Source organism: Sphingomonas sp. GW821-FHT10C01 (assembly GCF_059415525.1).
This window is the reverse complement of sequence record NZ_JBWKNK010000002.1, coordinates 198,479-220,053: the sequence shown is the minus strand read 5'-3', so window position 1 is coordinate 220,053 and position 21,575 is coordinate 198,479. Positions and strand designations below refer to the sequence as shown.

The window sequence follows — 21,575 nt, the reverse complement described above, 5'->3', positions numbered from 1 at the left end:
CCGGCACACCCCTTCAATCGCTTTTCAGACCAGCCCGGCGAAGCGCAGCGCAACCCCGATCGCCGCCGCCGCAGCCAGCACCGTGAAGGTGCCGATGCGGAACCGGAATACCGCCACGATGGAAGCCAGCGTCAACGCTGCCGTCCACGGATCGATACTCGTCAGTACCGGCATGTCGAACTGGATCGGCCCAGCCCCCACCGGCGTGACCTGACGAAACACCGCATGGATCGCGAACCACAGCGCCAGATTGAGCACCACCCCCACCACCGCTGCGGTGATCGCCGACAGTGCTCCTGCCAGCGCCGCATTGCCACGCATCCGCTCGATGAACGGTGCGCCGAGGAAGATCCACAGGAAGCATGGAGCAAAGGTCACCCAGGTCGCGAGCAGCCCGCCTAGCGTCCCCGCCCAGAGCGGCGCGAGCATACCCGGATCACGATAGGCACCGAGGAAGCCGACGAACTGAAGCACCATGATCAGCGGCCCGGGTGTCGTCTCGGCCATGCCCAGTCCGTCGAGCATCTCCTCGGGACGCAGCCAGCCGTAGTGCTCGACCGCCTGCTGCGCGACATAGGCGAGCACCGCATAAGCGCCGCCAAAGGTCACCATCGCCATCTTGGCGAAGAAGACCGCGATCTGGCTGAACACATGGTCGGGACCCAGTACCGCCAGCAGCGCGACGATGGGCACCAGCCACAAGGCGAGCCACAGGACGATATCGAACAACACGCCCTGCCAGCGCGGTCGGGCATGACTGGGCAGATCCTCGCCCAGCAAAGTATCGGCATCCGCGACGCCGCCGCTTCCACCGCCATGTCCGCCCCCCTTGAAAGCGGCACTTCCCGCACGTCCCGCAAGGAACCCGATCAACCCGGCGCCGAGCACGATCAGCGGGAACGGCACGCCCAGGAAGAAGATCAGCACGAAGGCCGCACCCGCGAGCAGCTTCGCCTCGACCGTGCGCAGTGCCCGCCCTCCGATCCGGATCACTGCCTGCAACACGATCGCGAGTACCGCCGCCTTCAGGCCAAGGAACAGGCCAGCGATCAATCCCGTGTTGCCGTAAAGGACGTAGATCCAGCTCAGCGCCATGATCGCCAGCGCGCCGGGAAGGATGAACAGCACGCCTGCGATCAGCCCGCCCAGCCTTTTGTGGAGCAGCCAGCCGATATAGGTGGCGAGCTGCTGCGCCTCGGGTCCGGGCAGCAGCATGCAGAAGTTGAGCGCGTGGAGAAATCGCTGCTCGCCGATCCATCGCTTCTCATCGACCAGGATGCGGTGCATCACCGCGATCTGCCCCGCCGGGCCACCAAAGGAGAGCGCGGCGATCCGCGCCCACACTTTCGCCGCTTCGCCGAGCGACACCGGTGCGGGCCTCACGCTTTCACCCCGCGCGGCTGGTGCGAGGTCCAGTCGTGCTTCTCCTCCCGCGCATCGCGCGCCCAGCGATAGAGCGCGTCATACACGGCCAACCCGGCTTCGAGCTGGCGATGATCGTCGGCATGGAGCCGTGACAGTCCGAGCGAGAGCGCAAGCAGCCCCGCCGCCTCGGGCGCAAGCTCCGACCGCGCGGTATCGGCCCCGCGCACAATCGGAGCAAGCAGCGCGAGCGGTGCGATACCTGCAAGGCCCAGACCGTCCAGCAGCGCGTCGAAGGTGCAGAGATCGTCCCGATGCGTCCAGCGCACGCCATCGCCCGCAATGTCGAACGGCGCGGCGCCCGTGCTCGCCGCGACCCCGGCGACCTCGGCCGGGGGCACGAACAGAATCACCGCGCGCGGATCGACGAAGCGGCGGATCAGCCAGGGACAGGCGATGCGATCGACCTTGGGTCGGTTGCGCGTGACCCAGAGCGTGCGATCGTCCTCATCGCGGACCAGCGCGGCCTCCGGCACCAGCGGCAACCCCGCCGCTGCCCAGGCTGCCTGCCCGCCTTCGAGCACCTCGGCGGCGAATCCGTCGTATCGCAAGCGCGCCGCGGCGGCATGGGCGAGCGCACCGCCCGCCTCGTCCACGATGACGGTGCGCTGGTCCTTGTCCGTCGGCAGTCTTCGTATGGCGGCGGGAATCCGGTGCGTGCCGGGCGGCTCGCGGACATCGATGACAAGCGGCGAGTCCGGCCCGCCGAGGAGTCGGGCAAGCGTCGTAACGGGGATCAGATCGGGTGCAGGCATGGTGCGTCCTTCGAATGTTGCGGACGCGACACTTCGGCTGACGCCTCATGGGGGGATCGCCGCCCCCATTGCCATACAAGAGACCGCGCCGTCCGCCCGCTGTCAAGCGGACGGCGCGATAGCCTTACTTCTTGCCGAAAAAGCCCGAGGCGATACCGGTCAGGTCGTTGAGCGGGTTGCCGTCGCCGTCCTTGTCGAGCGCGCCGAGGATGCCACCCACGCCGCCGTCCTGCTGGAGCAGATTGGCGAACTGGCCCAGCGAACCTTCGCCGCCGATCTGGCCGATGATTTCCTGCAGCTTGGCCACCGGCAGGCCGGTCGCGGCAGCCGCGCCCTCGGCGGTGTCCCCTTCCATCGGGTGATATTTGGCGAGCGCCTGGATCGCCGATTCGGCATGTTCGGGCGACAGCCCAACCTTGGCCGCCAGGTTGGTCACGGTGGCGTCTCCGCCGATCTGGCCCAGAATCCCGTCGAGAATGCTCATTTTGCCGATCCTCATTGCTACGCTTGGGGAGCCAAGAACGTAGCACGGGCCGCAAGACGGTGCGAGCGGCAGACGGGCAACCAATGCGCCCAAGGCACTTTTTCGCAGGTCGTGCGTCATTGCCTTGTCTCGGAAAATCGCCAGCATGGCGACGGGGCGATCCGCCGCACGACTCCCCGCGGCCACTGCAGGAGGTACCCATGGGCATTTTCTCATCGATCAAGGACGCAATCTTCGGCAAGGCGAAGGCAGCACCCGCACCCGAAGCCGCGCCGCAGCCCGAACTCGCCGCTGCACAGCCGACGCCTCAGCCGGTGCCGGAACAGCCGCAGGAAGTGGATATCGAAGCGGTGTTGGTCGAGCTGGACGGCAGCGACGGCCGCGGCCTCAACTGGCGCACCTCGATCGTCGACCTGATGAAGCTGGTCGGCCTCGAGTCGAGTCTCGCCGAGCGCAAGGAACTGGCGCAGGAGCTGGGCTATACCGGCGCGCTCGACGGCAGCGCGGAGATGAACATCTGGCTGCACAAGCGCGTGATGCAGGAACTCGCCGCGAATGGCGGCAAGGTCCCGGCATCGATGCTCGACTGATCCTCAGGGGAGCGGCGCGCGGTCCGGCTGAACGAACCCGCGCCGCGCCTCTACCGAGAACAGCAGTTCACGGCTGTAGAAGCGCAGCGGCCAGTCGCGGCTGCCTGCTTCGCTCGCCAGCAGCGCGTTGACGTCCGCCGTCAGATCTCCTGACGCACCATCGCGCAAGAACTGCCGCACCCCCGCGACATAGGCGCGGGTGATCGTGTCATGATAGCCGTTGTGGTCGTCATTCACTCCGCCAACGCTCTCGTTGAAGCGGGAGATAAGACCGGCGATCGACGCATCCACATCGATATCGGGCCGCCTGGCGAGCAAATAGAGGCACGCGGCGAGATGCGCCTCATGCGTCCATTCCTCCCGCTCCAACGTGCACGCGACCAGCCCCTCGCCCAGATGGGCGATGGCGGCGTCATTGGTGAAGAAACGGATTGGGTGGTCGGTCATCGATCGGGTCTCTCTTGGCGTACCCGATCGATGACCGGGCAATTCAGGCGGTTTCGGTGGCTCGGCTTTGGGGTGCCGCTTGCCGCACTCCCTCGTCCACATGGTCCGCGAACTGGGCGAAATTCGCCACGAACTCGTCGACCAGCTTGCCTGCGGTCGCGTCATAGTCGACCTTGTTCTCCCAGGCCGCGCGCGGATCGAGCATGTTGGGGTCGACATCCCCTGCCGCGACCGGAACCATGAAGCCGAAATTGGGATCCTGGCGGAATTCGGCGTCTTTGAGGCTACCGTCGAGCGCAGCGTTGAGCAGCGCGCGCGTCACCTTGATCGGCATCCGCTTGATCCCCGGCATCGTCGCCTTGCCGCCGCTCCAGCCAGTGTTGACCAGCCAGCAATCGACCCCGCCCTTGGCGATCCGCTCCTTGAGCAGATTGCCGTAGACCGACGGATGGCGCGGCATGAACGGCGCACCGAAACAGGTCGAGAAGGTCGCGGTCGGCTCCGTCACGCCGATCTCGGTCCCAGCGACGCGCGCGGTATAGCCCGAGAGGAAGTGGAACATCGCCTGATCGGGCGTCAGCTTCGCGATCGGCGGCAGCACGCCATAGGCGTCCGCGGTCAGGAAGATGATGTTCTTGGGCACCGGGCCCAGATTCTTCTCGCTCGTGTTCGGGATGAACTCGAGCGGGTAGGAACCACGGCTGTTCTCGGCCAGGCTGTTGTCGTTGAAGTCGAGCTCGCGCGACTCGACGTCCATCACGACATTCTCGAGCACCGTGCCGAAACGCTTGGTCGTCGCGAAGATCTCCGGTTCCGCCTCGGGCGAGAGGTTGATCATCTTGGCGTAGCAACCGCCTTCGAAGTTGAAGACGGCGGTATCCGACCAGCCATGCTCGTCGTCGCCGATCAGCGTACGGCTGGCGTCAGCCGACAGCGTGGTCTTGCCGGTACCCGATAGGCCGAAGAACACCGCAGTGTCGCCGTTCGGGCCGATATTCGCCGAACAATGCATCGGCATGATGCCGTCGACCGGCAGCAGATAGTTGAGCAGGCCGAACACGCTCTTCTTCATCTCGCCGGCATAGGCGGTGCCGCCGATCAGGATCAGCTTCTCGGTCAGATTGACCGCGATCACCGTCTCGCTGCGCGTGCCATGCTTGGCCGGATCAGCACGGAAGCTCGGCAGGTCGATGATCGTGTATTCGGCCTCGAAGCCGGGCAGCGCATCCGCCTCCGGCCGCACCAGCAGCGTGCGGATGAACAGGCTGTGCCAGGCGAATTCGTTGACGACGCGGACGTTGACGCGATGCTCGGGCTGCGAACCACCATACAGGTCCTGCGCGAACAGCGTGTCCTTGGTACCGAGATGCGCGAGGAAATCGGCCTTCAACGCCGCGAAATGCTCGGGCGTCATGCCGCGGTTGGTGTCGCCCCACCAGACATTGCTCTCGGTCTCGGCATCGCGGACAATGAACTTGTCCTTGGCGCTACGCCCGGTGTGCTTGCCGGTGGCGACGACCAGCGGGCCGTCCTTGGCCAATCGGCCCTCGCCACGACGTACGGCATGCTCGACCAGCGGTGCGGTCAGCAGGTTCCAGTGGACGGTAGCGCCCGCCCCGACGCCCAGTGCGTCGAGGCCGATTGCCGGCGTGCGGTCAGTCACGATGGTTCTCCTCATCGTCTCCGGGCCTGCATGGGGTCCAGAGATCGTGTCATCTGAAATCAGAGTCGCGCATAGGCAGCAGCCAAAAGGGGGGTCAATGCCAGTAACCGGTGTCATCGCCTGCGCTAACCATCCCAAATCACCCGACAACGTTGACCAGGAGCACATTGAGCGCCGACAACGTTGGCAAGCGCCGTGACCGTTTCGGCCCCGTCATTACAATCCCGCGATTGAGTGGCGGCAAGCGTTGGGCTACGCCACCCGCCATGACCGCAACGATCGCACTGGTTGACGACGACCGGAACATCCTGACCTCGGTCTCGATCGCGCTGCAAGCCGAAGGCTTCGTGACGCGCGTCTATTCGGACGGCGAGACCGCGCTGAAGGCGCTGCTTGAGAACCCGCCCGACCTCGCGGTGCTCGACATCAAGATGCCGCGCCTCGACGGGCTGGAGCTGCTCCGCCGCCTGCGCGAGAAGCTGACCACCCCGGTGATCTTCCTGACCAGCAAGGATGACGAACTGGACGAGGCGCTGGGTCTCGCGATGGGCGCGGACGATTACATCGCCAAGCCGTTCAGCCAGCGACTGCTGATCGCCCGCATCCGCGCGATCCTGCGCCGGACCGAGGCGCTGGCAGCGCCGGCCGACGCCGATGCGACTGAGCAACCGCAGCCCGTGATCGAGCGTGGTCGGCTGGCCATGGACCCGGCGCGGCACAAGGTGACGTGGGGCGGTGGCAATGTGACGCTTACCGTCACCGAATTTCTGATCCTTGAAACGCTCGCCCAGCGCCCGGGCATCGTCAAGACGCGCAACCAGCTGATGGACGCGGCGTATCAGGACGACATCTATGTCGATGACCGCACCATCGACAGCCACATCAAGCGCGTCCGTCGCAAGTTCCGCCAGGTCGATCCCGAGTTCGACGCCATCGAGACGCTCTATGGCGCCGGCTACCGATTCTCCGACGAATAGGCGAGAGGATCGGGAGGACCGCGATCTCTCGCTGCGCTGGTCGGCCCGGCTCAGCCTCACGCCGCGCATTCTTGCGGTCAACATTTTCGCGCTGGCGATGCTGGCGGGCGGCTTCTTCTACCTCGACAGCTTCCGCGCGAGGATCATCGACGATGAGGTCGAGCAGGCCGGGCGCGAGGCACGGCTGATCGCACAGGCGGTGGCAATGACCCCGCCCAAGGACCGCAGCGCGCTGATCCTCCGTGTCGCGACCGAGGCGGGACTGCGCATCCGCCTCTACGATCCCAAAGGCAATGTGACGCTCGATACACGCGCCATGGGCCTCCACAATGTGGTGCTTCGCGATCCGGACAAGGATCCCTGGGGCCAGAGCGCAGCGCGCTTCCTCGATGCCGCGATCGACACCGTCGCCGGCGCTGACCGCGCGCCACAATTCCGTGAGCGAGCGCCGGATAAGGGCATGGACTGGCCCGATCTGGCAACCGCGCTGCGCACGGGCGAGGCGAGCGCCACCGTGTGGCGTGCGCCAGACCGCACCCCGGTACTCACCGCCGCTGCCCCTTACGGCCCCGAGGGCGCGGTCTTCACCACCGACAACGCACGCGAGATCACCCAGCGGGTCCGCATCGAGCGCTTCCGGCTGGCCGTCGTGCTGGCGGTGGCGATCGGCCTTTCCGTGTTCCTCTCGCTGTTCCTTGCACGCACGATCGTCCGTCCGCTGCGCCGGCTTGCCCGCGCGGCCGTGCGGGTGCGTCTGGGCCGCGCCCGCGAAGTGATCGTGCCGCGCCTGCCGGAACGGCGCGACGAGATCGGCCATCTCGCACGTTCGCTGTCGGACATGAGCCTGGCATTGCGCGCCCGGATTGACGCCACTGAGGCGTTCGCGGCGGATCTGGCGCATGAACTCAAGAACCCGCTCGCCTCGCTGCGATCAGCGGTCGACGGCCTTGCCAATGTCCGTGATCCCGAGCTGCAAGAGCGCCTGCTCGCCATCGTCCGCGACGACGTCCACCGGCTCGACCGGCTCATCAGCGACATCTCCGAAGCCTCACGGCTCGACGCACAGCTCAGTCGCGCCAAGTTCGAGCCGATCGATATTGCCGCGATGCTCCGAGGGCTGATCGACCAGCGCGCCGACCGTGGCGTGGCGCGCGGCGTACGCCTGCAGCTCGACCATCCGTTGACATCCGTGCCGAAGGTAATGGGTGAAGGCGCGCGGTTGGAGCGGGTGTTCGAGAATCTCATCGACAATGCGATCTCCTTCTCCCCCGAACAGGGCCTCGTCAGCCTTTCCGTGACCTTGCTCGGCGACATGCTCGAGGTGCGCGTAGAGGACGAAGGTCCGGGCGTCCCCGAAGAGGCGCGCGAGGCCGTGTTCCGCCGCTTCCATTCGGTGCGCCCGGACGGCGAGGCATTCGGCCAGCATTCGGGGCTGGGGCTTGCCATCGCACGCACCATCGTTGAAGGCCATGACGGTATGATCGGGGTCGAATCGCGGGAGGACCGGGTGCGCGGCGCGCGCTTCGTCGTTCGCCTGCCGCTGGTACAGCCAAACTAACCGGAAAGAAGCGCATGGCCGTCATCTCCTCCGAAACCCTCCATGCATCCTGCGTCGCGATCAACGGGCGCGCGGTGCTGATCGAAGGGCGTTCGGGCGAGGGCAAGTCGGACTTGGCCCTGCGGCTGATCGATCGCGGCGCGATGCTGATATCGGACGACTATACGATCTGCACGCGCGCGAACGGCACGTTGCACGGCACCGCCCCGGCCAACATCGTCGGCAAGATCGAGGTACGCGGAATCGGCGTGATCGATATCCCGCATCAGGACCGGGCACCGATCGCATTGCTGGTGACGATTCTGGACGCTCCGCCGCGGATGCCGGAGGAACCGAAGAAGCGGCGAATCGCCGGCATCGACATTCCCGAGGTCGCGCTCGCCGCGCTTGAGCCATCGGCGCCGATCAAGGTCGAACTGGCACTCAAGCACATCGGCTGGACACTCGCGCAATGAGCAAGCGCAAGGCCAAGCAGATCCTGCTCGTCACCGGCATGTCCGGCGCTGGCAAGTCGACCGTGCTCCGCACGCTTGAGGATTTGGGCTGGGAGGTCGTCGACAACCTTCCTCTCCTCCTGCTCAACCGCCTGCTCGACACCGAACCGGCTGAGGGCACCGATGGTGACGATCGCCCGCTCGCGCTTGGCATCGGGACGCGCACCCGCGGCTTCGACGCCGACAGCGTGGTCCGCCGGATCAAGAAGCTGCGTGACGAACGTGACTATGACGTCGGTACGTTGTTCCTCGACTGCGCCGGGGCGGAGCTTGAACGCCGCTACAACGAAACGCGCCGGCGTCATCCGCTCGCACAGGACCGCCCCGCCGGCCAAGGAATCGCGCGTGAGCGCGAACTGCTCGAACCGCTGCGCCGCTGGGCCAACCGGCTGATCGACACCAGCAACATGTCGGGCAATGAACTGGCGCAGAAGATCCGTGCCACCTTTTCGGGCGAGGGTCAGGGCAAGCCGACCCTGTCGGTGATGTCGTTCGGCTTCGCACGCGGCATTCCCGGCAATGCCGATCTGGTTTTCGACATGCGCTTCCTGCGTAACCCTCACTGGGTCGATTCGCTGCGTCCGGGCACCGGCAAGGATCGCAACGTCGCGGATTATGTTGCGGGCGACCCCGCCTATGATGAAGCATTGGAGCGAATCGAAGGGCTGATCGAACAGCTGCTTCCGCGCTATCGCGCCGAGGGAAAATCCTATGTTACCATCGCATTTGGCTGCACCGGCGGACGGCACCGGTCGGTTCATGTCGCGGAACGGGTCTCTGCCCGGTTGCACGAAGCGGGATTTTCGCCCACGGTGACGCATCGTGACTTGCAGACCGCGCCGCAGGACTCGTTAGAAGGCCCGCCGGTGGCAAGATGAACCGCATGGGACAAGCATAGAAATGATCGGTCTGGTACTCGTGACGCATGGGCGGCTCGCGGAGGAGTTCGTCGTCGCGATGGAGCATGTGGTGGGGAAGCAGGAGCGAATCGCCACCATTTCGATCGGCCCCGAGGACGATATGGAGGGCCGCCGGTCCGACATCGCCACGGCCATCGCCGAAGTCGATGGGGGCCGTGGGGTCATCGTGCTGACCGATCTGTTCGGCGGCACGCCGTCCAACCTCGCCATCTCGCTGATGGAAGCGGGCCGGGTCGAGGTGATCGCCGGGATCAACCTGCCGATGCTGATTCGCCTTGGCGGCGCGCGCAAGACCATGAAGGTCACCGAAGCCGTCGCCGCCGCGCGCGAGGCGGGGCGCAAATACATCACCGTCGCATCCGAAGTGCTCGGGGAGGCTGCCGCTTGAGCCGCGTCAGCCGGACCGTCCTGATCGGCAATCGCCGCGGGTTGCATGCCCGTGCCAGCGCCAAGTTCGTCACCCTCGCCTCTTCGCAGGTGGTCGAACTGACGGTGGAGAAGGACGGCAATTCGGTCACCGGCACCTCGATCATGGGGCTGATGATGCTCGGCGCCGCGATGGGCGACACGATCACGATCAGCGCCGCCGGCGACGGCGCCGAGGATGCGGTGCTCAAGCTGGTCGGACTGGTCGAGGACCGCTTCGGCGAGGATTGATGCGCGAGATTACCGCCTTCTCCAACTCGCTGGTCAAGCGGGTCCGCTCGCTGCGCGACAAGAAGCACCGCCGCGACGAGGGCCTGTTCCTGGCCGAAGGACTGCGCATCCTGACCGAAGCGCGCGAGGCGGGACACCTTCCCGACTATCTCTTCTTCGCCAAGGGGCATGATACCCACAAGCTCGCCGCCGAGCTGATTAGCGCGACCGAGGCCGCCGGCGGTGAGGTGATCGCCACCGACAGCGACATCCTCTCCAAGCTTTCGGGCAAGGACAATCCAGGCGCTGTCGTCGGCGTCTACCGCGAACTTCCCACCGATCTCACCCGGCTCGACCGCAACAGCGCGCCGATCTGGCTGGTCGCCGAGCGGCTGCGCGATCCCGGCAATCTCGGCACGATCTTGCGCACGGCTGACGCGGTCGGCGCGGGCGGGCTGATCCTCGTCGATGACTGCGTCGATCCATTCAGCGTCGAGGCGGTTCGCGCAAGCATGGGCGCGCTGTTCACGATTCCCATCGCGCGCGCGCCATGGGACGAATTCCACGCCTGGCTGCGTGCCGGACCGGGACAATTGGTCGGCCTCGCGCTCGAAGGCGCGGTCGATTACCGCGCGCCCGATTTCGCTGCGCCGGTATTCTTGCTCACCGGGAACGAGGCTCAGGGGCTGCCCACCGCCTATGCGGAGGCCTGCGACATTCGGGTCAAGATTCCGATGCTGGGCAAAGCCGACAGCCTCAACGCGGCGGTCGCGACCGCGGTGATGGCCTACACCGTTCTCGACCGGATTCGGCCGCTCGCCTGACTTCTCGATTGTTGCAGTTTTGCAACAGGCGCGGTCCCAATTCGGAACGCGCTTGGAACAAATCCCGATTCTGCGCGTCCAACCGTACGAATCTGGAGACGAACCGATGTACTACGACACCGACGCCTTCACCACCGCCCAGAGCGGGTACCGGATCGCCTTCCATCCGGGTGAACGCAACCACTGCCCAGGCTGCGGCCAGTCACACTGGACCGTCGGGCGCATGACCGCCGAATGCGCCTTTTGCGCCACCGCGCTGCCGATCAACAATGGCGGCACATTCGGTGCGGGCGTGTTCCACACCAGCTCCAAGCCCGACTCGCTCGCCGCCTGAACGCGCGGCGATCGGGCGCGCGAGTTTGACCGCCGCCGCCACCGCGCTATGGCGCCCCTATGACTGGCGCCACCCTCACCCTTTACAATTCGCTGACCCGTTCGATCGAGCCGTTCGCGCCGATCGATACCGCCAAGGGCGCGCGCGTCTATTCGTGCGGACCGACGGTCTATAGCGATCCTCATCTCGGCAATCTGCGCGCCTATGTCTTCACCGATACCCTCTCCCGCGTGCTGCGCTGGAAGGGCTATCCACTCACGCACGTCCTCAACATCACCGATGTGGGCCATCTGACCTCCGACGCCGATGAGGGCGAGGACAAGATGGAAGCGGCTGCGAAGAAGCGCGGCATGAGCGCGTGGGACATTTCGCGCCATTATGCCGATGTGTTCCGCCGCAACCTGCGCGATCTCAACATCCGCACCCCCGATCACATGCCGCTGGCCACGGACTATGTGGAGAAGATGATCGAGTTCGCGAAGGGCTTCGCCGACGCGAATTGCTACCAGCTCGATAGCGGCCTCTATTTCGACAGCAGCACCGTGCCCGACTACGGCAAGCTCTCCGGCGGGCAGGACGATGCCGGCGAGGGCCGGATCGAGAGCGTCGAGGGCAAACGCCACCCACAGGACTTCGCGATCTGGCGCACCACCCCGCCGGGCGAGACGCGCCAGATGGAGTGGGATTCACCCTGGGGCCGTGGCGCGCCGGGCTGGCATCTCGAATGCTCGGTGATGAGCGCCGAGCTGCTCGGACTGCCGTTCGACATCCACACCGGCGGCATCGACCATCGCGAGATCCACCACGTCAACGAAATCGCGCAGAACCAGGCGCATTGCCGCTGCGGCGACAGCGGTGCGCGCGTGTGGATGCATAACAACTTCCTCGTCGACCGCGGTGGGAAGATGTCGAAGTCGAAGGGCGGCATCGCCACGCTCGACGCGCTGGTGGCGAAGGGCGTGCACCCCCTCGCCTATCGCCTGATGTGCCTGTCGGCGCACTACCGCAGCGAGCTCGAGTTCAGCGGCGAGAATCTGATGGCTGCGCTCGTCCGTCTGCGCCGCCTTGTCCTTGCCGCCGAGAAATTCCGCGCGACCGAGGGCAACGGCGGCGGCAATGCCGCTAGCTATCTCGAGCGGCTCGACGCGGCGATGTCGGACGACCTCAACACGCCCAAGGCGCTACCGGTGCTGGAGGAACTGCTCGCCGACAAGCAACTCGGCCAGGAAGCACGGCTGATGACGCTCACTCAGTTCGACACCGCGCTCGGCCTCAACTTGCTCGATCTCAGCCGCGCCGACCTGCGCGTTCGCCCCGCCGATGCACTCGTGACCGAGGCCGAGATCGAAGCCCGCCTCGCCCAGCGGAAGGAAGCCCGCGCGGCGAAGGATTTCGCCCGTTCCGACGCGATCCGCGACGAATTGCTGGGCGCAGGAGTCGAAGTGATGGACGGCGATCCGATCGGCTGGGACTGGAAGGTCGAACTCTAGACAATTCGTCATCCCCTCCCTGCAAGGGAGGGGTTAGGGGTGGGTGGGAGAAACTCAAACGAACCCCAGATTCCGCGTCGTATAGTTGCCGATATTAGGCAGCACCGTCGACAGGCTGCCCGCCGACACCCCGAACCAGCTCGCCAGCGTCGCGGCGTACTGATCGACCGAGATTGTCGGCAGCAACCGGCCCTGCCCGACATCGTCCGGGGTGTTGTGCCCGATCGCGGATGGGGTGCCATAGATGCGCTGGCCGTTCACCGCCCCACCGACGACGAAGTGCATCGCCCCCCAGCCATGGTCGGACCCGTCGTCATTCTGGGTCAGCGTGCGCCCGAAGTCCGATGCGGTGAACGCCGTGACCTTGTCCGCCACGCCGAGCGCGGCGGTGGTGTCGTAGAAGGCGCGCATCGCCGCCGCCACGCGACCGATCTGGGTCGGGTGATCCCGCACCAGGAAGTCGTGCATGTCGAACCCGCCGATCGACACGAAGAACACCTGCCGCTTCGCTCCCAATTCCTGCGAGACAGAGATCATCCGCGCGACGATCTTGAGCTGATCGGCGAGGCTGTTGCCGGTCGGAAACAGCGGGAAGCTCGATGCCGGTGCGCTGCCCAGCGCGCTGTTGACCTGCGCGTAGAGGTCGAGCGCGCGCTTCGAGATCGTCGCATGCTCGTTCTCGATCAGGTGCGTCCGTGCCCCGCCCATCAGCGAACGCAACGCGGTCGCCGCGGCAGACGAGCCGTACAGCGTCGAGGCATTGTTGATCAGCGATGTCGGGCCATTGGTACCCGTCACATACTGGATCGAGCTGCGGCCCGAGAGATAGACGGCATTGCCCGACGCACTGATGCAGGTCAGCGCCGCGCTGCCATTGCCGCTCTGCAACAGGTCCCCGATCCGCCCGCCCCAGCCCGACGTCGCGCCTTCCGCACTCGATGCCTGCCAATAGCTTTGCTGGTCGTTGTGGCTGAACAATTTGGGAGGCAGCGCGACCGAATTCGCCTGATACTGCGCCTTGGTCGCTGGCCGCACCAGCGTGCCGACATTGAGCACCACCGCCATCTTGCCCACGTCGAACAAGGGCAATAGCGGCGCCATCGTCGGCGCCAACGCATATTGCCGACCACCCAGCGAATTCAGCGGGTTGAGTGCGGTTGCTGTCAGCGTGTCGCGAAGGTGAGCAAGTCCGGGCCGGGCCGCTTCATACTGCGCATGGCTCGCCGCGTCATAGGGCGGGAGCGTATTGGCATAGTCGTTGCCACCATAGAGGAACACGCAGACCAAGGCCTTATAGTCGCTGGCGACCGCGGCGGATGCTTCGCCGATCGCCGCGAGCTGGGTGACGAACGGCGCCGCGCCGCCCGCGATGCCAAGGGTCGCTGAGCGGCGAAGAAAAGCGCGGCGGGATTGATTGCTGTCCATGTCCCCGCCCCTCACTTCTGCGCCAGATAGTCGGGCGCGGCCATCGTCAACAGCAGCGCGATCGCGATCCGGTTGTTGGTGTTGCTCGAACTATCGACCGCAGTCTTGATCTGCGTGACCGTCGCCGTGCTCAGCTGCCCGGCGGCGAGCACCAGATTGACCCGGTCGATCAGCGCCTGACTGTCCGCGGCGATCGCCGTCAGCTCGGCATAATCGGTCTTGAGATCGGTGAGCCCGTTGTTCACCACCGACTGCATGTAGTTCACATAGCCAATAGTGCTGATTTCGTTGGTGATCTGGAACTCGGGCGCGACCAGGTCCCCGCTTGCGAAACCGCTGTTGGGAGGGGTGTAGCCGGGCCGAAAGAAGTTGAAGACCGATGCGCTGCGCCCCATTGTCTGCGCCAGCCGGTTGATCTGGCTGCTGGTGTCGCCGATCGAAAAGCTTCCACCCACCGAATTGGCGCCAAATCCCCGCGCCCAGCCGGTGAAGCGCATCACCGGTTCACGAAGCTTGCCCGCAGTCGTGCCCGACGGGTCAACGCGCGCCTCATCGTCGAGCAGGATCGCACGGATCACAGCCTGCATGTCACCGCGCACGCCCGATCCATTGTCGGCGAACTTTGCCGAAACCCGGCCGACATAGGCGGGCGACGGGTTGCTGGTGACAAGCCGCTGGATCAGCTGCTTCGAAACGAAGGGTGGGATGTTAGGGTGCGCGAAGATCGTATCGAGCGCGATCTTCACCGCATCCATTCCCGCCGCTCCCGCCGGCACGCTCGCGCCCAGAAACGCCGAAGCGCCGGTCTCATGCGTGCCCGCATTGACGATCAGCGGGCGGCGATACCGGTCCGGCGTGTTGCCGTCGGTCGAATCGAGCGTCAGCCCCGTGAACACCCGTGCCAGGCCGGAGACATCGGCGGGGGTATAGGTTTCGACCGGAACACCCCCCGACATCACCACCGTGCCGTCCATATTGAGCCGGTGCAGACCGATGGTGAAGAGCTGCATCAGTTCGCGCGCGTAATTCTCGTCCGGGACCGATCCGGTCGCCGTGTTCGCCTTGCGGTTGCCCAGGAAGGTCAGGAACGACGCCATCGCCGCATTGGTCGTGACCTTGTCCAGGATCGTGCGGAAATTGCCGAAGGCGTTGTCGAGCAGCACATCGACATAGGCGGCCATCGCGAATTGCCGCCAGTTGAGGTTCACCCCGCCGATGCCGACCACCAGCATCTCCAACAATGCCATGCCGACGCGCTGGCGCAGCTGATCGCCCGCGCCGATCAGCTGGCTCCACATCACATTGTCGAAGCCGGCCTCGCCGTCCCGGTTGGCGATCACATTATAGCCCTTGGCCACCAGCCAGTCCCAATGGGTGGTGGCTCGCGGCTTGGCGAATTCGGCGGTGATCCAGGCCGCATAGCCCCGCGCCCGGACATCGGCGATGTCGGCGCTGGTCGCCCCCATCGTCGCCTGGCCCAGAAAGCGGCTGGCCTGCGCGGCGCTGACCGGCGCGGGTGTCGGCGTCGGGGTGGGTGCCGGCGGCACGGTCACCACGCCGCCACCGCCACCCCCGCCCGAGTCGCACGCCGCCAAGGCGAAACCGAGCGCAAGCGCGCTCGCCCCGCTCAGCGCCGCGCCCGGTACGGCCGCTTCGACTTCGTCATTCCCCGCCTCGACCAGAGGCGTGTCCGGATTGTCCATATGCCCCCTGCGCGCGAACTCTGCCGGTCGCGCTGTCTGTACGATCTCCTCCACTCTGTAGCGCTTCACCAGCACAAAACCGTATCAATTCATCGCAAACCCTTCATTTACCGTCCGTTTGCGTGAGACAGCCGATCGGCCTAACCTGTTGAGATGAAAGCTGTCCTGCCAGCCCTCGCCCGTCCGCTGATCGAAACCGGGTTGCCGCCCGAGATCGCGCCGCACTGGTTCGCCAGTCAGGCGGAGGCCACAGCGATGGTCGCGGACGCCGACATCGCCTGGGTCGATATGATGCGCCCCGAATGGACCGGCGAGGCGGCGGCGGCCGGCGCGCGGCTCAAATGGCTCTCGACCATCTATGCCGGGATCGACGCGTTCGATGTCGATCTGCTCAAGCAACGCGGCACGGTGCTGACCAACGGCGTTGGGATCAACGCCATCGCGGTCGCCGAATATGCGGTGATGGGCATGCTCGCCGCCGCCAAGCGCTTCGATCAGGTCGTGCGCATGGCCGACCGCCGCGAATGGCCCGCCGACGCGCCGGGCAAGATCGAGCTGTTCGAGAGCCGCGCGCTGATCGTCGGCTATGGCACGATCGGCCGAATGATCGGCAATCGGCTCGCGGCATTCGGCGTGGATATAACCGGCGTCACTCGCTCGGGCCGCGACGGCACGCTGACCCCGGATCATTGGCGCGAGCGCATCGGGGACCATGACTGGATCATCCTCGCCGCGCCCTCGACCGGCGATACCCATACCCTGATCGGCGCAGCCGAGCTGGCAGCAATGAAGCCCGGCGCCTGGCTGGTGAACGTCGCGCGCGGCGACATGGTCGACCAGCCCGCGTTGATCGAGGCGCTCGAGAAACGTCGCATCGCCGGCGCCTTTCTCGACGTCGTCGACCCCGAGCCGCTACCCGCCGACCATCCGTTGTGGACCGCGCCCAACGTCATCCATTCGATGCATCTGTCGGGCCGTTCGCAGACGAAGATGTTCATGCGCGCCGCCACGCTGTTCCTCGAAAACGCCCGCGCCTTTGTCGAGGGGCGGCCAATGAAGAACGTCGTCGATCTCGACGCGGGCTATTAGCGTCGCTAAGTCCGCCCCATCATGATCCTCGTCATCGACAATTACGACAGCTTCACCTGGAACCTGGTCCATTATCTGATGGAGCTGGGCGCCGAGGTGAAGGTGGTGCGCAACGACGCGCTGACCGCCAATGAGGCGATCGCGAGCAACGCGCAGGCCTTTCTGCTCTCGCCCGGCCCGTGCACCCCGAACGAGGCCGGGATCAGCCTCGACCTCGTCGCCGCCTGTGCCGATCAGGGGAAGCCGCTGCTCGGCGTGTGCCTTGGCCATCAGTCGATCGGCCAGCATTTCGGCGGACAGGTCGTGCGCGGCGGGCTGATGCACGGCAAGACCAGCCCGGTGCGCCATGACGGCACCGGCCTGTTCGAGGGGCTTCCCTCGCCCTTCACCGCGACGCGCTATCACTCGCTGATCGTCACCGACATTCCCGAGGAGCTGGTAATCAACGCCACCGCCGATGACGGCAGCGTCATGGCGTTCCGCCACCGTGAGTTACCGATCCACTCGGTCCAGTTCCACCCCGAGAGCATCGCCACCGAACATGGCCATGCGATGCTGGCAAACTTCATGAAGATCGCCGGGATCGAGGCGAAGGCACTGGCCTGATCCGTCGCGGCGGTCGCGATATTGCAAGCCACGGCTGCCGAGCATAGCCTCTGCGGCGGGCGATCCCGCGTCGCTCGTCACCGCTGGAGGCCGGCTTGAAACCCGTAATGCTCTTGCTCCCGCTTGCTATCATGGCCTGCGCACCGAAACCCGCGAACGAAGCGACTGTCGGGATGGCGAATCCCGCGTCGGTTCATTGCGTGAAGGCCGGCGGCCGCGTCGAAATCCGCAAGGAAACCGCTGGCGAGATCGGATACTGCCACCTGACGGATGGCCGGGTGATTGAGGAATGGCAGTTCTTCCGTTCCTCTCAGGGCAAGAACAACTAGAGCCAGACCCTATGCCTGGGACAGGCTCAGCACGTTACCGTCGGGATCGTTGAACCAGGCGACCTTCGCCATGCCGCCCGGCGCGGTCCAGATGCCATCTTCGTCCTGCCCCATGCCGTCATAGATGGTGAAGGCGACGCCCTTGTCGCGCAGAACATGGACGGCCGCGCGGATATCGCCGACATTCCATCCGAACACCGGATGCTGCCCGGCCTTGAACTCCGGCATCACAGTCAGGCGGATCACCGCATGGTCCATGCCGATAAAGTCACCAAACGGGTCCGAGTGGCGCAGCGTCAGCCCCAGTTGATCGCAATAGAAACCCAATGCGCGGTCACGGTCGGCGGCATAGAGGAAGCTCACCGGTTCGGTCGATCGAAGGTCCATTGAAGGTCTCCCCGTTCTGATACCAACCGGATAATCGTTTTGCAGGCGGAATGCACGGTCCCCAGCTCTGCTTGTCCGCTGCGCAACAGGATTTGCTCGACTTGGCCCTTACCTGCCCCAATAGAGGCCCCGTGACCAGCTTCAGCCTCCTTCCGGACCCCGCCAGCCCGCTCGCGCGCGAGGCTGCCGCTCAGGCGTTCGCCGATATCCTCGACGGCATCGCGCCCGAGCCCGAGATCGAAGCCTTCCTCATCGCGCTCAGCGAGCGTGGCGAGACCAGCATCGAAATCGCCGAAGCGGCGCGCGCGATGCGCCAACGGGTGATCCCGGTCAGCGCCCCCGCCAACGCGATCGACGTCTGTGGCACTGGTGGCGACGGACACCATACGCTCAACGTCTCCACTGCCGTAGCCATTGTGGTCGCCGCAGCGGGTGTGCCGGTCGCCAAGCACGGCAATCGCGCAGCTTCGTCCAAGTCGGGCGCGGCGGATACGCTGGAAGCGCTCGGCCTCGACCTCGATCGCGCCGCGGAAAATGCCGAAGCGCATCTGAACGATCTCGGCATCGCCTTCCTCTTCGCGGCCAAGCATCATCCGGCGATGGGCCGGATCGCCCCGCTCCGCCGCCGGATCGCACGACGGACGATCTTCAACCTGATGGGCCCGCTCGCCAATCCAGCGGGGGTGCAACGCCAGCTGATCGGCATCGCCCGCCCCGACTACGCGCCGATCTATGCCGAGGCGTTGGAGCAGCTGGGCGTCACGGGCGCGGCGATCGTCGCCGGCGAAGAGGGGCTCGACGAGCTCTCTCCCGAAGGCGGCAGTCTTGTCGTCAGCATCGGTGACGTCCACCTGCCTGCCCGGATCACCCCAGCCGATGCCGGACTGCCGTCCCACCCGCTCATCAGCCTGCGCGGTGGCGACGCGCGCGAGAATGCCGCCGCGTTGCGCAAGCTGCTTCAGGGGGAGCCCGGCCCGTATCGCGACGCGGTGCTGCTCAATGCAGCAGCTGCGCTGGTGGTCGCGGGCGAAGCCGCCGATCTGCGCGAAGGCGTGGAGGAAGCCGCCGAAACGATCGACAAGGGGCTTGCCAACGCGCTGCTCGACTGCTGGATCGCGGCGGCATGAACACCCTCGACAAGATTCTCGAAGTGAAGCGCCGCGAAATTGCTGAGCGCAAGGCCGCGACCTCGCTCGCCAACCTGCAGGGCCGCCTGCTCGCCCAGACCCCACCGCGCGGTTTCCGCGCCGCGCTCGATGCCAAAGCGGCAAGCGGCTACGGCCTGATCGCGGAAATCAAGAAAGCTTCTCCGTCCAAGGGATTGATCCGCGCCGATTTCGATCCCCCGGCCCATGCCCGCGCCTATGAAGCCGGCGGCGCGGCGTGCCTGTCGGTGCTGACCGACTCCGAATTCTTCCAGGGGCATGAGGATTATCTCATAGCCGCCCGTGCCGCCTGCGGCCTGCCGGTGATCCGCAAGGATTTCATGATCGACCCCTGGCAGGTCATCGAAGCCCGCAGCATCGGCGCCGACGCGATCCTGATCATCGTCGCCGCGCTCGAGGACGCACAGATGGCGGAGATCGAGGATGCCGCCATCGGCCTGGGCATGGACGTGCTGGTCGAGGTCCACGACGAGGCCGAGCTTGACCGCGCGCTCGCGCTTCGCTCACGGCTGATCGGGGTCAACAACCGAAATCTCAAGGACTTCTCGGTCTCCTTTGACCGTACCTATGAACTTGTCGGCCGCGCACCCGAAGGCTGCACCTTCGTCGCGGAGAGCGGCCTCACCTCGCGCGCCGACCTCGACGCCATGGCGGAGCATGGCGTGCGTTGCTTCCTCATCGGCGAATCGCTGATGCGGCAGGACGATGTCGAGGCGGCGACGCGGGCGCTGGTGGGATGAACGACCTCACCCACCTCGACGAGAGCGGCGCCGCGCGCATGGTCGATGTGGGCACCAAGGCTGAAACGCAGCGCGAGGCGGTCGCCACCGGTCGCATAGCAATGTCGCCGGAGGCCGCCACCGCGATCCGCGACGGTCTGGTCAAGAAGGGCGACGTGCTCTCGGTCGCTCGCGTCGCCGGGATCATGGCGGCAAAGAAGACCAGCGACCTGATCCCGCTCTGCCATCCGCTGGCGTTGACGAAGATCACGCTCGACCTCGTCCCGGACGAGGCCGGCGTCACCGCCACCGCCACCGTCGCGCTCACCGGCCGCACCGGGGTGGAGATGGAAGCCCTGACCGCAGTCTCGGTCGCGCTGCTCACCGTCTACGATATGGCCAAGGCCCTCGATAAGGGAATGGAAATCGGCGGCATCCGCCTCCTTTCCAAGACCGGCGGAAAATCCGGCGACTGGGTAAATCCGGAAGGTTAACCCGTCCTCCACCCTGCTCGCTCAGACATTCTTGAGGCGCGCCTGCGCATCGTCCCCACCTGCAATAGGGTGGGGATCCAATGACACTTCCGGCACGATCGGCGATCTTCTCGCTGTCTGGCGAGCTCGATGCGCCGCCTGGCGCCGTTGAGGACGCGTCGCCCGCCCGCCTGTTGCTGGGCAGCGCGGGCGAGCGGAGCTGCTTCGTCCACCGCCTGACTTCCGCCGGAGCGACACTCACCGTTACGGGTCCCGTAACCAATGGCGACCGCGCGACGATTGAGCTCCCCTTTGGTCTGGTCGCCGACGGCGCGATCGTCGGCCATGACCCCGCCGCCCTCGCCTTCCGTTTCGACGAGCCGCTCGACGTGGTCGGTGCCCTCGCCCGCTGCCTTGCCGCCCTGCCCGCCGAACGCCGCGAGATGCCACGTATCGAGCTGCGCCAGCGGCTGTGTGTCCGGCACGGCGATCAGGTCGACTTCGCCTGGACCCGCAACCTGTCCAACACAGGCGTCGGCGTCGAGACGCGTGCCCTGCTGACGGCGGGCGCCCAGGTCGAACTGACGCTAGACGGGCTGCGCCCCATTCAGGGCGAAGTCCGCTGGGCAGAGCGCGGCCAGGCCGGCATCGCCTTTGCCGAAGAACTGGGCTGGCAGCTGCTGATGCCCTGGTTGCGCAAGGTCGCGAGCCAGCGGCGCGGACCGGTGCCCGTGACGATCCACGATCAGACGCCTTCGGCGCTGGGCGCGGTCAAGGACGCGCTGCGGCTCGACATCGCCACCCATGTCCGCTCTGGCGTCAATTGGTGGAACGCACGGCTCAACAGCCTGAGCAGCACCCTGGCCGAATTCGAGAGCGATACCGAATTTACGCCGCTGTCCTCGCTCTGGCTGTCTCTGCCCGGGATCGGCGGCTGGCCGATCCGGGTGATCGAGTGCCACGGCGCGCGCCACGTCGCCGAGTTCCGTATCGCGCTGCGCCCGCACGAAATGGCACGGCTGACCGAGGCCGCACGCCCAGGACGCTGACCTCTCGACCCCGTCGCGACAGCGCGGTAACCCGC

At 66.0% G+C, this 21,575-nt stretch carries 25 protein-coding genes; 17 read left to right on the top strand and 8 right to left on the bottom strand.

Translation table 11 applies throughout. The features are described 5' to 3' along the window. Nucleotides 1–24: 24 nt before the first annotated feature. From chrA to AC07M1_RS13085, 3 genes are all read right to left on the bottom strand, one after another. Nucleotides 25–1,383: a chromate efflux transporter gene (gene chrA, locus AC07M1_RS13095; protein WP_495163058.1), complete on the bottom strand. Its 1,359-nt coding sequence runs from the start codon at nucleotides 1,381–1,383 to the stop codon at nucleotides 25–27. Then, a complete protein-coding gene (locus AC07M1_RS13090) occupies nucleotides 1,380–2,177 on the bottom strand; it encodes a chromate resistance protein ChrB domain-containing protein (RefSeq protein WP_495163057.1) in 798 nt (265 codons plus the stop codon). Before AC07M1_RS13090 ends, chrA begins: the two co-directional genes overlap by 4 nt. Before the next feature lie 124 nt (nucleotides 2,178–2,301). Beyond that, nucleotides 2,302–2,661, bottom strand: a complete 360-nt coding sequence (locus AC07M1_RS13085; protein ID WP_495163056.1) for a hypothetical protein — start codon at nucleotides 2,659–2,661, stop codon at nucleotides 2,302–2,304. 200 nt (nucleotides 2,662–2,861) lie between these two features. On the opposite strand from AC07M1_RS13085, the gene AC07M1_RS13080 reads away from it, so the two are divergent. Then, nucleotides 2,862–3,251: a DUF3597 domain-containing protein gene (locus tag AC07M1_RS13080; RefSeq protein ID WP_495163055.1), complete on the top strand. Its 390-nt coding sequence runs from the start codon at nucleotides 2,862–2,864 to the stop codon at nucleotides 3,249–3,251. Nucleotides 3,252–3,254: 3 nt separating this feature from the next. On the opposite strand, the gene AC07M1_RS13075 is transcribed toward AC07M1_RS13080, so the two are convergent. Then, entirely contained in the window at nucleotides 3,255–3,698 is a 444-nt protein-coding gene (locus AC07M1_RS13075; RefSeq protein ID WP_495163054.1) for a hypothetical protein, read from the bottom strand. Nucleotides 3,699–3,741: 43 nt separating this feature from the next. Further along, nucleotides 3,742–5,376, bottom strand: a complete 1,635-nt coding sequence (locus AC07M1_RS13070) for a phosphoenolpyruvate carboxykinase (protein ID WP_495163053.1) — start codon at nucleotides 5,374–5,376, stop codon at nucleotides 3,742–3,744. A gap of 251 nt (nucleotides 5,377–5,627) precedes the next feature. Here AC07M1_RS13070 and AC07M1_RS13065 point away from each other — a divergent pair, with 251 nt between their 5' ends. The 9 genes from AC07M1_RS13065 to cysS all read left to right on the top strand — a co-directional run bounded on the left by AC07M1_RS13065 (nucleotide 5,628) and on the right by cysS (nucleotide 12,594). Continuing rightward, nucleotides 5,628–6,338, top strand: coding sequence for a response regulator (locus AC07M1_RS13065; RefSeq protein ID WP_495163052.1), 711 nt, complete (start codon nucleotides 5,628–5,630; stop codon nucleotides 6,336–6,338). After that, complete coding sequence (locus AC07M1_RS13060) at nucleotides 6,307–7,896, top strand: stimulus-sensing domain-containing protein (protein WP_495163051.1); 1,590 nt, start codon at nucleotides 6,307–6,309, stop codon at nucleotides 7,894–7,896. Before AC07M1_RS13065 ends, AC07M1_RS13060 begins: the two co-directional genes overlap by 32 nt. A 14-nt stretch (nucleotides 7,897–7,910) precedes the next feature. After that, nucleotides 7,911–8,351 (top strand): HPr kinase/phosphorylase, encoded by a 441-nt coding sequence (locus AC07M1_RS13055; RefSeq protein ID WP_495163050.1) that lies wholly within the window; start codon nucleotides 7,911–7,913, stop codon nucleotides 8,349–8,351. Continuing rightward, nucleotides 8,348–9,268: an RNase adapter RapZ gene (gene rapZ, locus AC07M1_RS13050; RefSeq protein WP_495163049.1), complete on the top strand. Its 921-nt coding sequence runs from the start codon at nucleotides 8,348–8,350 to the stop codon at nucleotides 9,266–9,268. Before AC07M1_RS13055 ends, rapZ begins: the two co-directional genes overlap by 4 nt. Nucleotides 9,269–9,290: 22 nt before the next feature. Next, nucleotides 9,291–9,698: a PTS sugar transporter subunit IIA gene (locus AC07M1_RS13045; RefSeq protein ID WP_495163048.1), complete on the top strand. Its 408-nt coding sequence runs from the start codon at nucleotides 9,291–9,293 to the stop codon at nucleotides 9,696–9,698. Next, entirely contained in the window at nucleotides 9,695–9,967 is a 273-nt protein-coding gene (locus tag AC07M1_RS13040) for an HPr family phosphocarrier protein (protein ID WP_495163047.1), read from the top strand. The genes AC07M1_RS13045 and AC07M1_RS13040 overlap by 4 nt, the downstream gene beginning before the upstream one ends. Beyond that, nucleotides 9,964–10,770 (top strand): TrmH family RNA methyltransferase, encoded by an 807-nt coding sequence (locus tag AC07M1_RS13035; RefSeq protein WP_495163046.1) that lies wholly within the window; start codon nucleotides 9,964–9,966, stop codon nucleotides 10,768–10,770. The genes AC07M1_RS13040 and AC07M1_RS13035 overlap by 4 nt, the downstream gene beginning before the upstream one ends. A gap of 106 nt (nucleotides 10,771–10,876) precedes the next feature. Beyond that, complete coding sequence (locus tag AC07M1_RS13030) at nucleotides 10,877–11,104, top strand: hypothetical protein (protein ID WP_495163045.1); 228 nt, start codon at nucleotides 10,877–10,879, stop codon at nucleotides 11,102–11,104. Between the two features lie 59 nt (nucleotides 11,105–11,163). Then, nucleotides 11,164–12,594: a cysteine--tRNA ligase gene (gene cysS / locus AC07M1_RS13025; RefSeq protein ID WP_495163044.1), complete on the top strand. Its 1,431-nt coding sequence runs from the start codon at nucleotides 11,164–11,166 to the stop codon at nucleotides 12,592–12,594. A 54-nt stretch (nucleotides 12,595–12,648) separates the two neighbouring features. Here the strand turns inward: cysS and AC07M1_RS13020 are convergent, their stop codons facing one another. Both AC07M1_RS13020 and AC07M1_RS13015 read right to left on the bottom strand, forming a co-directional pair. Further along, complete coding sequence (locus tag AC07M1_RS13020; RefSeq protein WP_495163043.1) at nucleotides 12,649–14,019, bottom strand: DUF1501 domain-containing protein; 1,371 nt, start codon at nucleotides 14,017–14,019, stop codon at nucleotides 12,649–12,651. Between the two features lie 11 nt (nucleotides 14,020–14,030). Further along, nucleotides 14,031–15,791: a DUF1800 domain-containing protein gene (locus AC07M1_RS13015; protein ID WP_495163042.1), complete on the bottom strand. Its 1,761-nt coding sequence runs from the start codon at nucleotides 15,789–15,791 to the stop codon at nucleotides 14,031–14,033. 84 nt (nucleotides 15,792–15,875) lie between these two features. Here AC07M1_RS13015 and AC07M1_RS13010 point away from each other — a divergent pair, with 84 nt between their 5' ends. The 3 genes from AC07M1_RS13010 (at nucleotide 15,876) to AC07M1_RS13000 (ending at nucleotide 17,746) form a co-directional block, all read left to right on the top strand. Then, on the top strand, nucleotides 15,876–16,811 hold the full coding sequence (locus tag AC07M1_RS13010; protein ID WP_495163041.1) for a D-2-hydroxyacid dehydrogenase: 936 nt from the start codon (nucleotides 15,876–15,878) through the stop codon (nucleotides 16,809–16,811). Nucleotides 16,812–16,832: 21 nt separating this feature from the next. Then, nucleotides 16,833–17,417 carry an anthranilate synthase component II gene (locus AC07M1_RS13005; protein ID WP_495163040.1) on the top strand — a complete coding sequence of 195 codons (585 nt, stop codon included), beginning with the start codon at nucleotides 16,833–16,835 and terminating at the stop codon, nucleotides 17,415–17,417. A gap of 173 nt (nucleotides 17,418–17,590) precedes the next feature. Further along, complete coding sequence (locus tag AC07M1_RS13000) at nucleotides 17,591–17,746, top strand: putative hemolysin (RefSeq protein WP_495163039.1); 156 nt, start codon at nucleotides 17,591–17,593, stop codon at nucleotides 17,744–17,746. 9 nt (nucleotides 17,747–17,755) lie between these two features. On the opposite strand, the gene AC07M1_RS12995 is transcribed toward AC07M1_RS13000, so the two are convergent. Next, complete coding sequence (locus AC07M1_RS12995) at nucleotides 17,756–18,133, bottom strand: VOC family protein (RefSeq protein WP_495163038.1); 378 nt, start codon at nucleotides 18,131–18,133, stop codon at nucleotides 17,756–17,758. Between the two features lie 131 nt (nucleotides 18,134–18,264). Here AC07M1_RS12995 and trpD point away from each other — a divergent pair, with 131 nt between their 5' ends. From trpD to AC07M1_RS12975, 4 genes are all read left to right on the top strand, one after another. Continuing rightward, the gene (gene trpD / locus AC07M1_RS12990) at nucleotides 18,265–19,260 is read left to right on the top strand and encodes an anthranilate phosphoribosyltransferase (protein ID WP_495163037.1); all 996 of its coding nucleotides are present in this window, start codon (nucleotides 18,265–18,267) and stop codon (nucleotides 19,258–19,260) included. Further along, nucleotides 19,257–20,039 carry an indole-3-glycerol phosphate synthase TrpC gene (gene trpC / locus AC07M1_RS12985; RefSeq protein WP_495163036.1) on the top strand — a complete coding sequence of 261 codons (783 nt, stop codon included), beginning with the start codon at nucleotides 19,257–19,259 and terminating at the stop codon, nucleotides 20,037–20,039. The genes trpD and trpC overlap by 4 nt, the downstream gene beginning before the upstream one ends. Next, on the top strand, nucleotides 20,036–20,512 hold the full coding sequence (gene moaC / locus AC07M1_RS12980) for a cyclic pyranopterin monophosphate synthase MoaC (RefSeq protein ID WP_495163035.1): 477 nt from the start codon (nucleotides 20,036–20,038) through the stop codon (nucleotides 20,510–20,512). Before trpC ends, moaC begins: the two co-directional genes overlap by 4 nt. Before the next feature lie 80 nt (nucleotides 20,513–20,592). After that, nucleotides 20,593–21,540, top strand: coding sequence for a PilZ domain-containing protein (locus AC07M1_RS12975; protein WP_495163034.1), 948 nt, complete (start codon nucleotides 20,593–20,595; stop codon nucleotides 21,538–21,540). The last annotated feature ends 35 nt before the right edge of the window (nucleotides 21,541–21,575 follow it).

Bases quoted from the DNA above. Each gene is read 5' to 3' on its own strand.
- AC07M1_RS13090 (WP_495163057.1), bottom strand. From the start codon at position 2,177: ATGCCTGCACCCGATCTGATCCCCGTTACGACGCTTGCCCGACTCCTC.
- AC07M1_RS13085 (WP_495163056.1), bottom strand. From the start codon at position 2,661: ATGAGCATTCTCGACGGGATTCTGGGCCAGATCGGCGGAGACGCCACC.
- AC07M1_RS13080 (WP_495163055.1), top strand. From the start codon at position 2,862: ATGGGCATTTTCTCATCGATCAAGGACGCAATCTTCGGCAAGGCGAAG.
- AC07M1_RS13075 (WP_495163054.1), bottom strand. From the start codon at position 3,698: ATGACCGACCACCCAATCCGTTTCTTCACCAATGACGCCGCCATCGCC.
- AC07M1_RS13070 (WP_495163053.1), bottom strand. From the start codon at position 5,376: ATGAGGAGAACCATCGTGACTGACCGCACGCCGGCAATCGGCCTCGAC.
- AC07M1_RS13065 (WP_495163052.1), top strand. From the start codon at position 5,628: ATGACCGCAACGATCGCACTGGTTGACGACGACCGGAACATCCTGACC.
- AC07M1_RS13060 (WP_495163051.1), top strand. From the start codon at position 6,307: ATGGCGCCGGCTACCGATTCTCCGACGAATAGGCGAGAGGATCGGGAG.
- AC07M1_RS13055 (WP_495163050.1), top strand. From the start codon at position 7,911: ATGGCCGTCATCTCCTCCGAAACCCTCCATGCATCCTGCGTCGCGATC.
- rapZ (WP_495163049.1), top strand. From the start codon at position 8,348: ATGAGCAAGCGCAAGGCCAAGCAGATCCTGCTCGTCACCGGCATGTCC.
- AC07M1_RS13045 (WP_495163048.1), top strand. From the start codon at position 9,291: ATGATCGGTCTGGTACTCGTGACGCATGGGCGGCTCGCGGAGGAGTTC.
- AC07M1_RS13030 (WP_495163045.1), top strand. From the start codon at position 10,877: ATGTACTACGACACCGACGCCTTCACCACCGCCCAGAGCGGGTACCGG.
- cysS (WP_495163044.1), top strand. From the start codon at position 11,164: ATGACTGGCGCCACCCTCACCCTTTACAATTCGCTGACCCGTTCGATC.
- AC07M1_RS13020 (WP_495163043.1), bottom strand. From the start codon at position 14,019: ATGGACAGCAATCAATCCCGCCGCGCTTTTCTTCGCCGCTCAGCGACC.
- AC07M1_RS13010 (WP_495163041.1), top strand. From the start codon at position 15,876: ATGAAAGCTGTCCTGCCAGCCCTCGCCCGTCCGCTGATCGAAACCGGG.
- AC07M1_RS13005 (WP_495163040.1), top strand. From the start codon at position 16,833: ATGATCCTCGTCATCGACAATTACGACAGCTTCACCTGGAACCTGGTC.
- AC07M1_RS13000 (WP_495163039.1), top strand. From the start codon at position 17,591: ATGGCGAATCCCGCGTCGGTTCATTGCGTGAAGGCCGGCGGCCGCGTC.
- AC07M1_RS12995 (WP_495163038.1), bottom strand. From the start codon at position 18,133: ATGGACCTTCGATCGACCGAACCGGTGAGCTTCCTCTATGCCGCCGAC.
- trpC (WP_495163036.1), top strand. From the start codon at position 19,257: ATGAACACCCTCGACAAGATTCTCGAAGTGAAGCGCCGCGAAATTGCT.
- moaC (WP_495163035.1), top strand. From the start codon at position 20,036: ATGAACGACCTCACCCACCTCGACGAGAGCGGCGCCGCGCGCATGGTC.
- AC07M1_RS12975 (WP_495163034.1), top strand. From the start codon at position 20,593: ATGACACTTCCGGCACGATCGGCGATCTTCTCGCTGTCTGGCGAGCTC.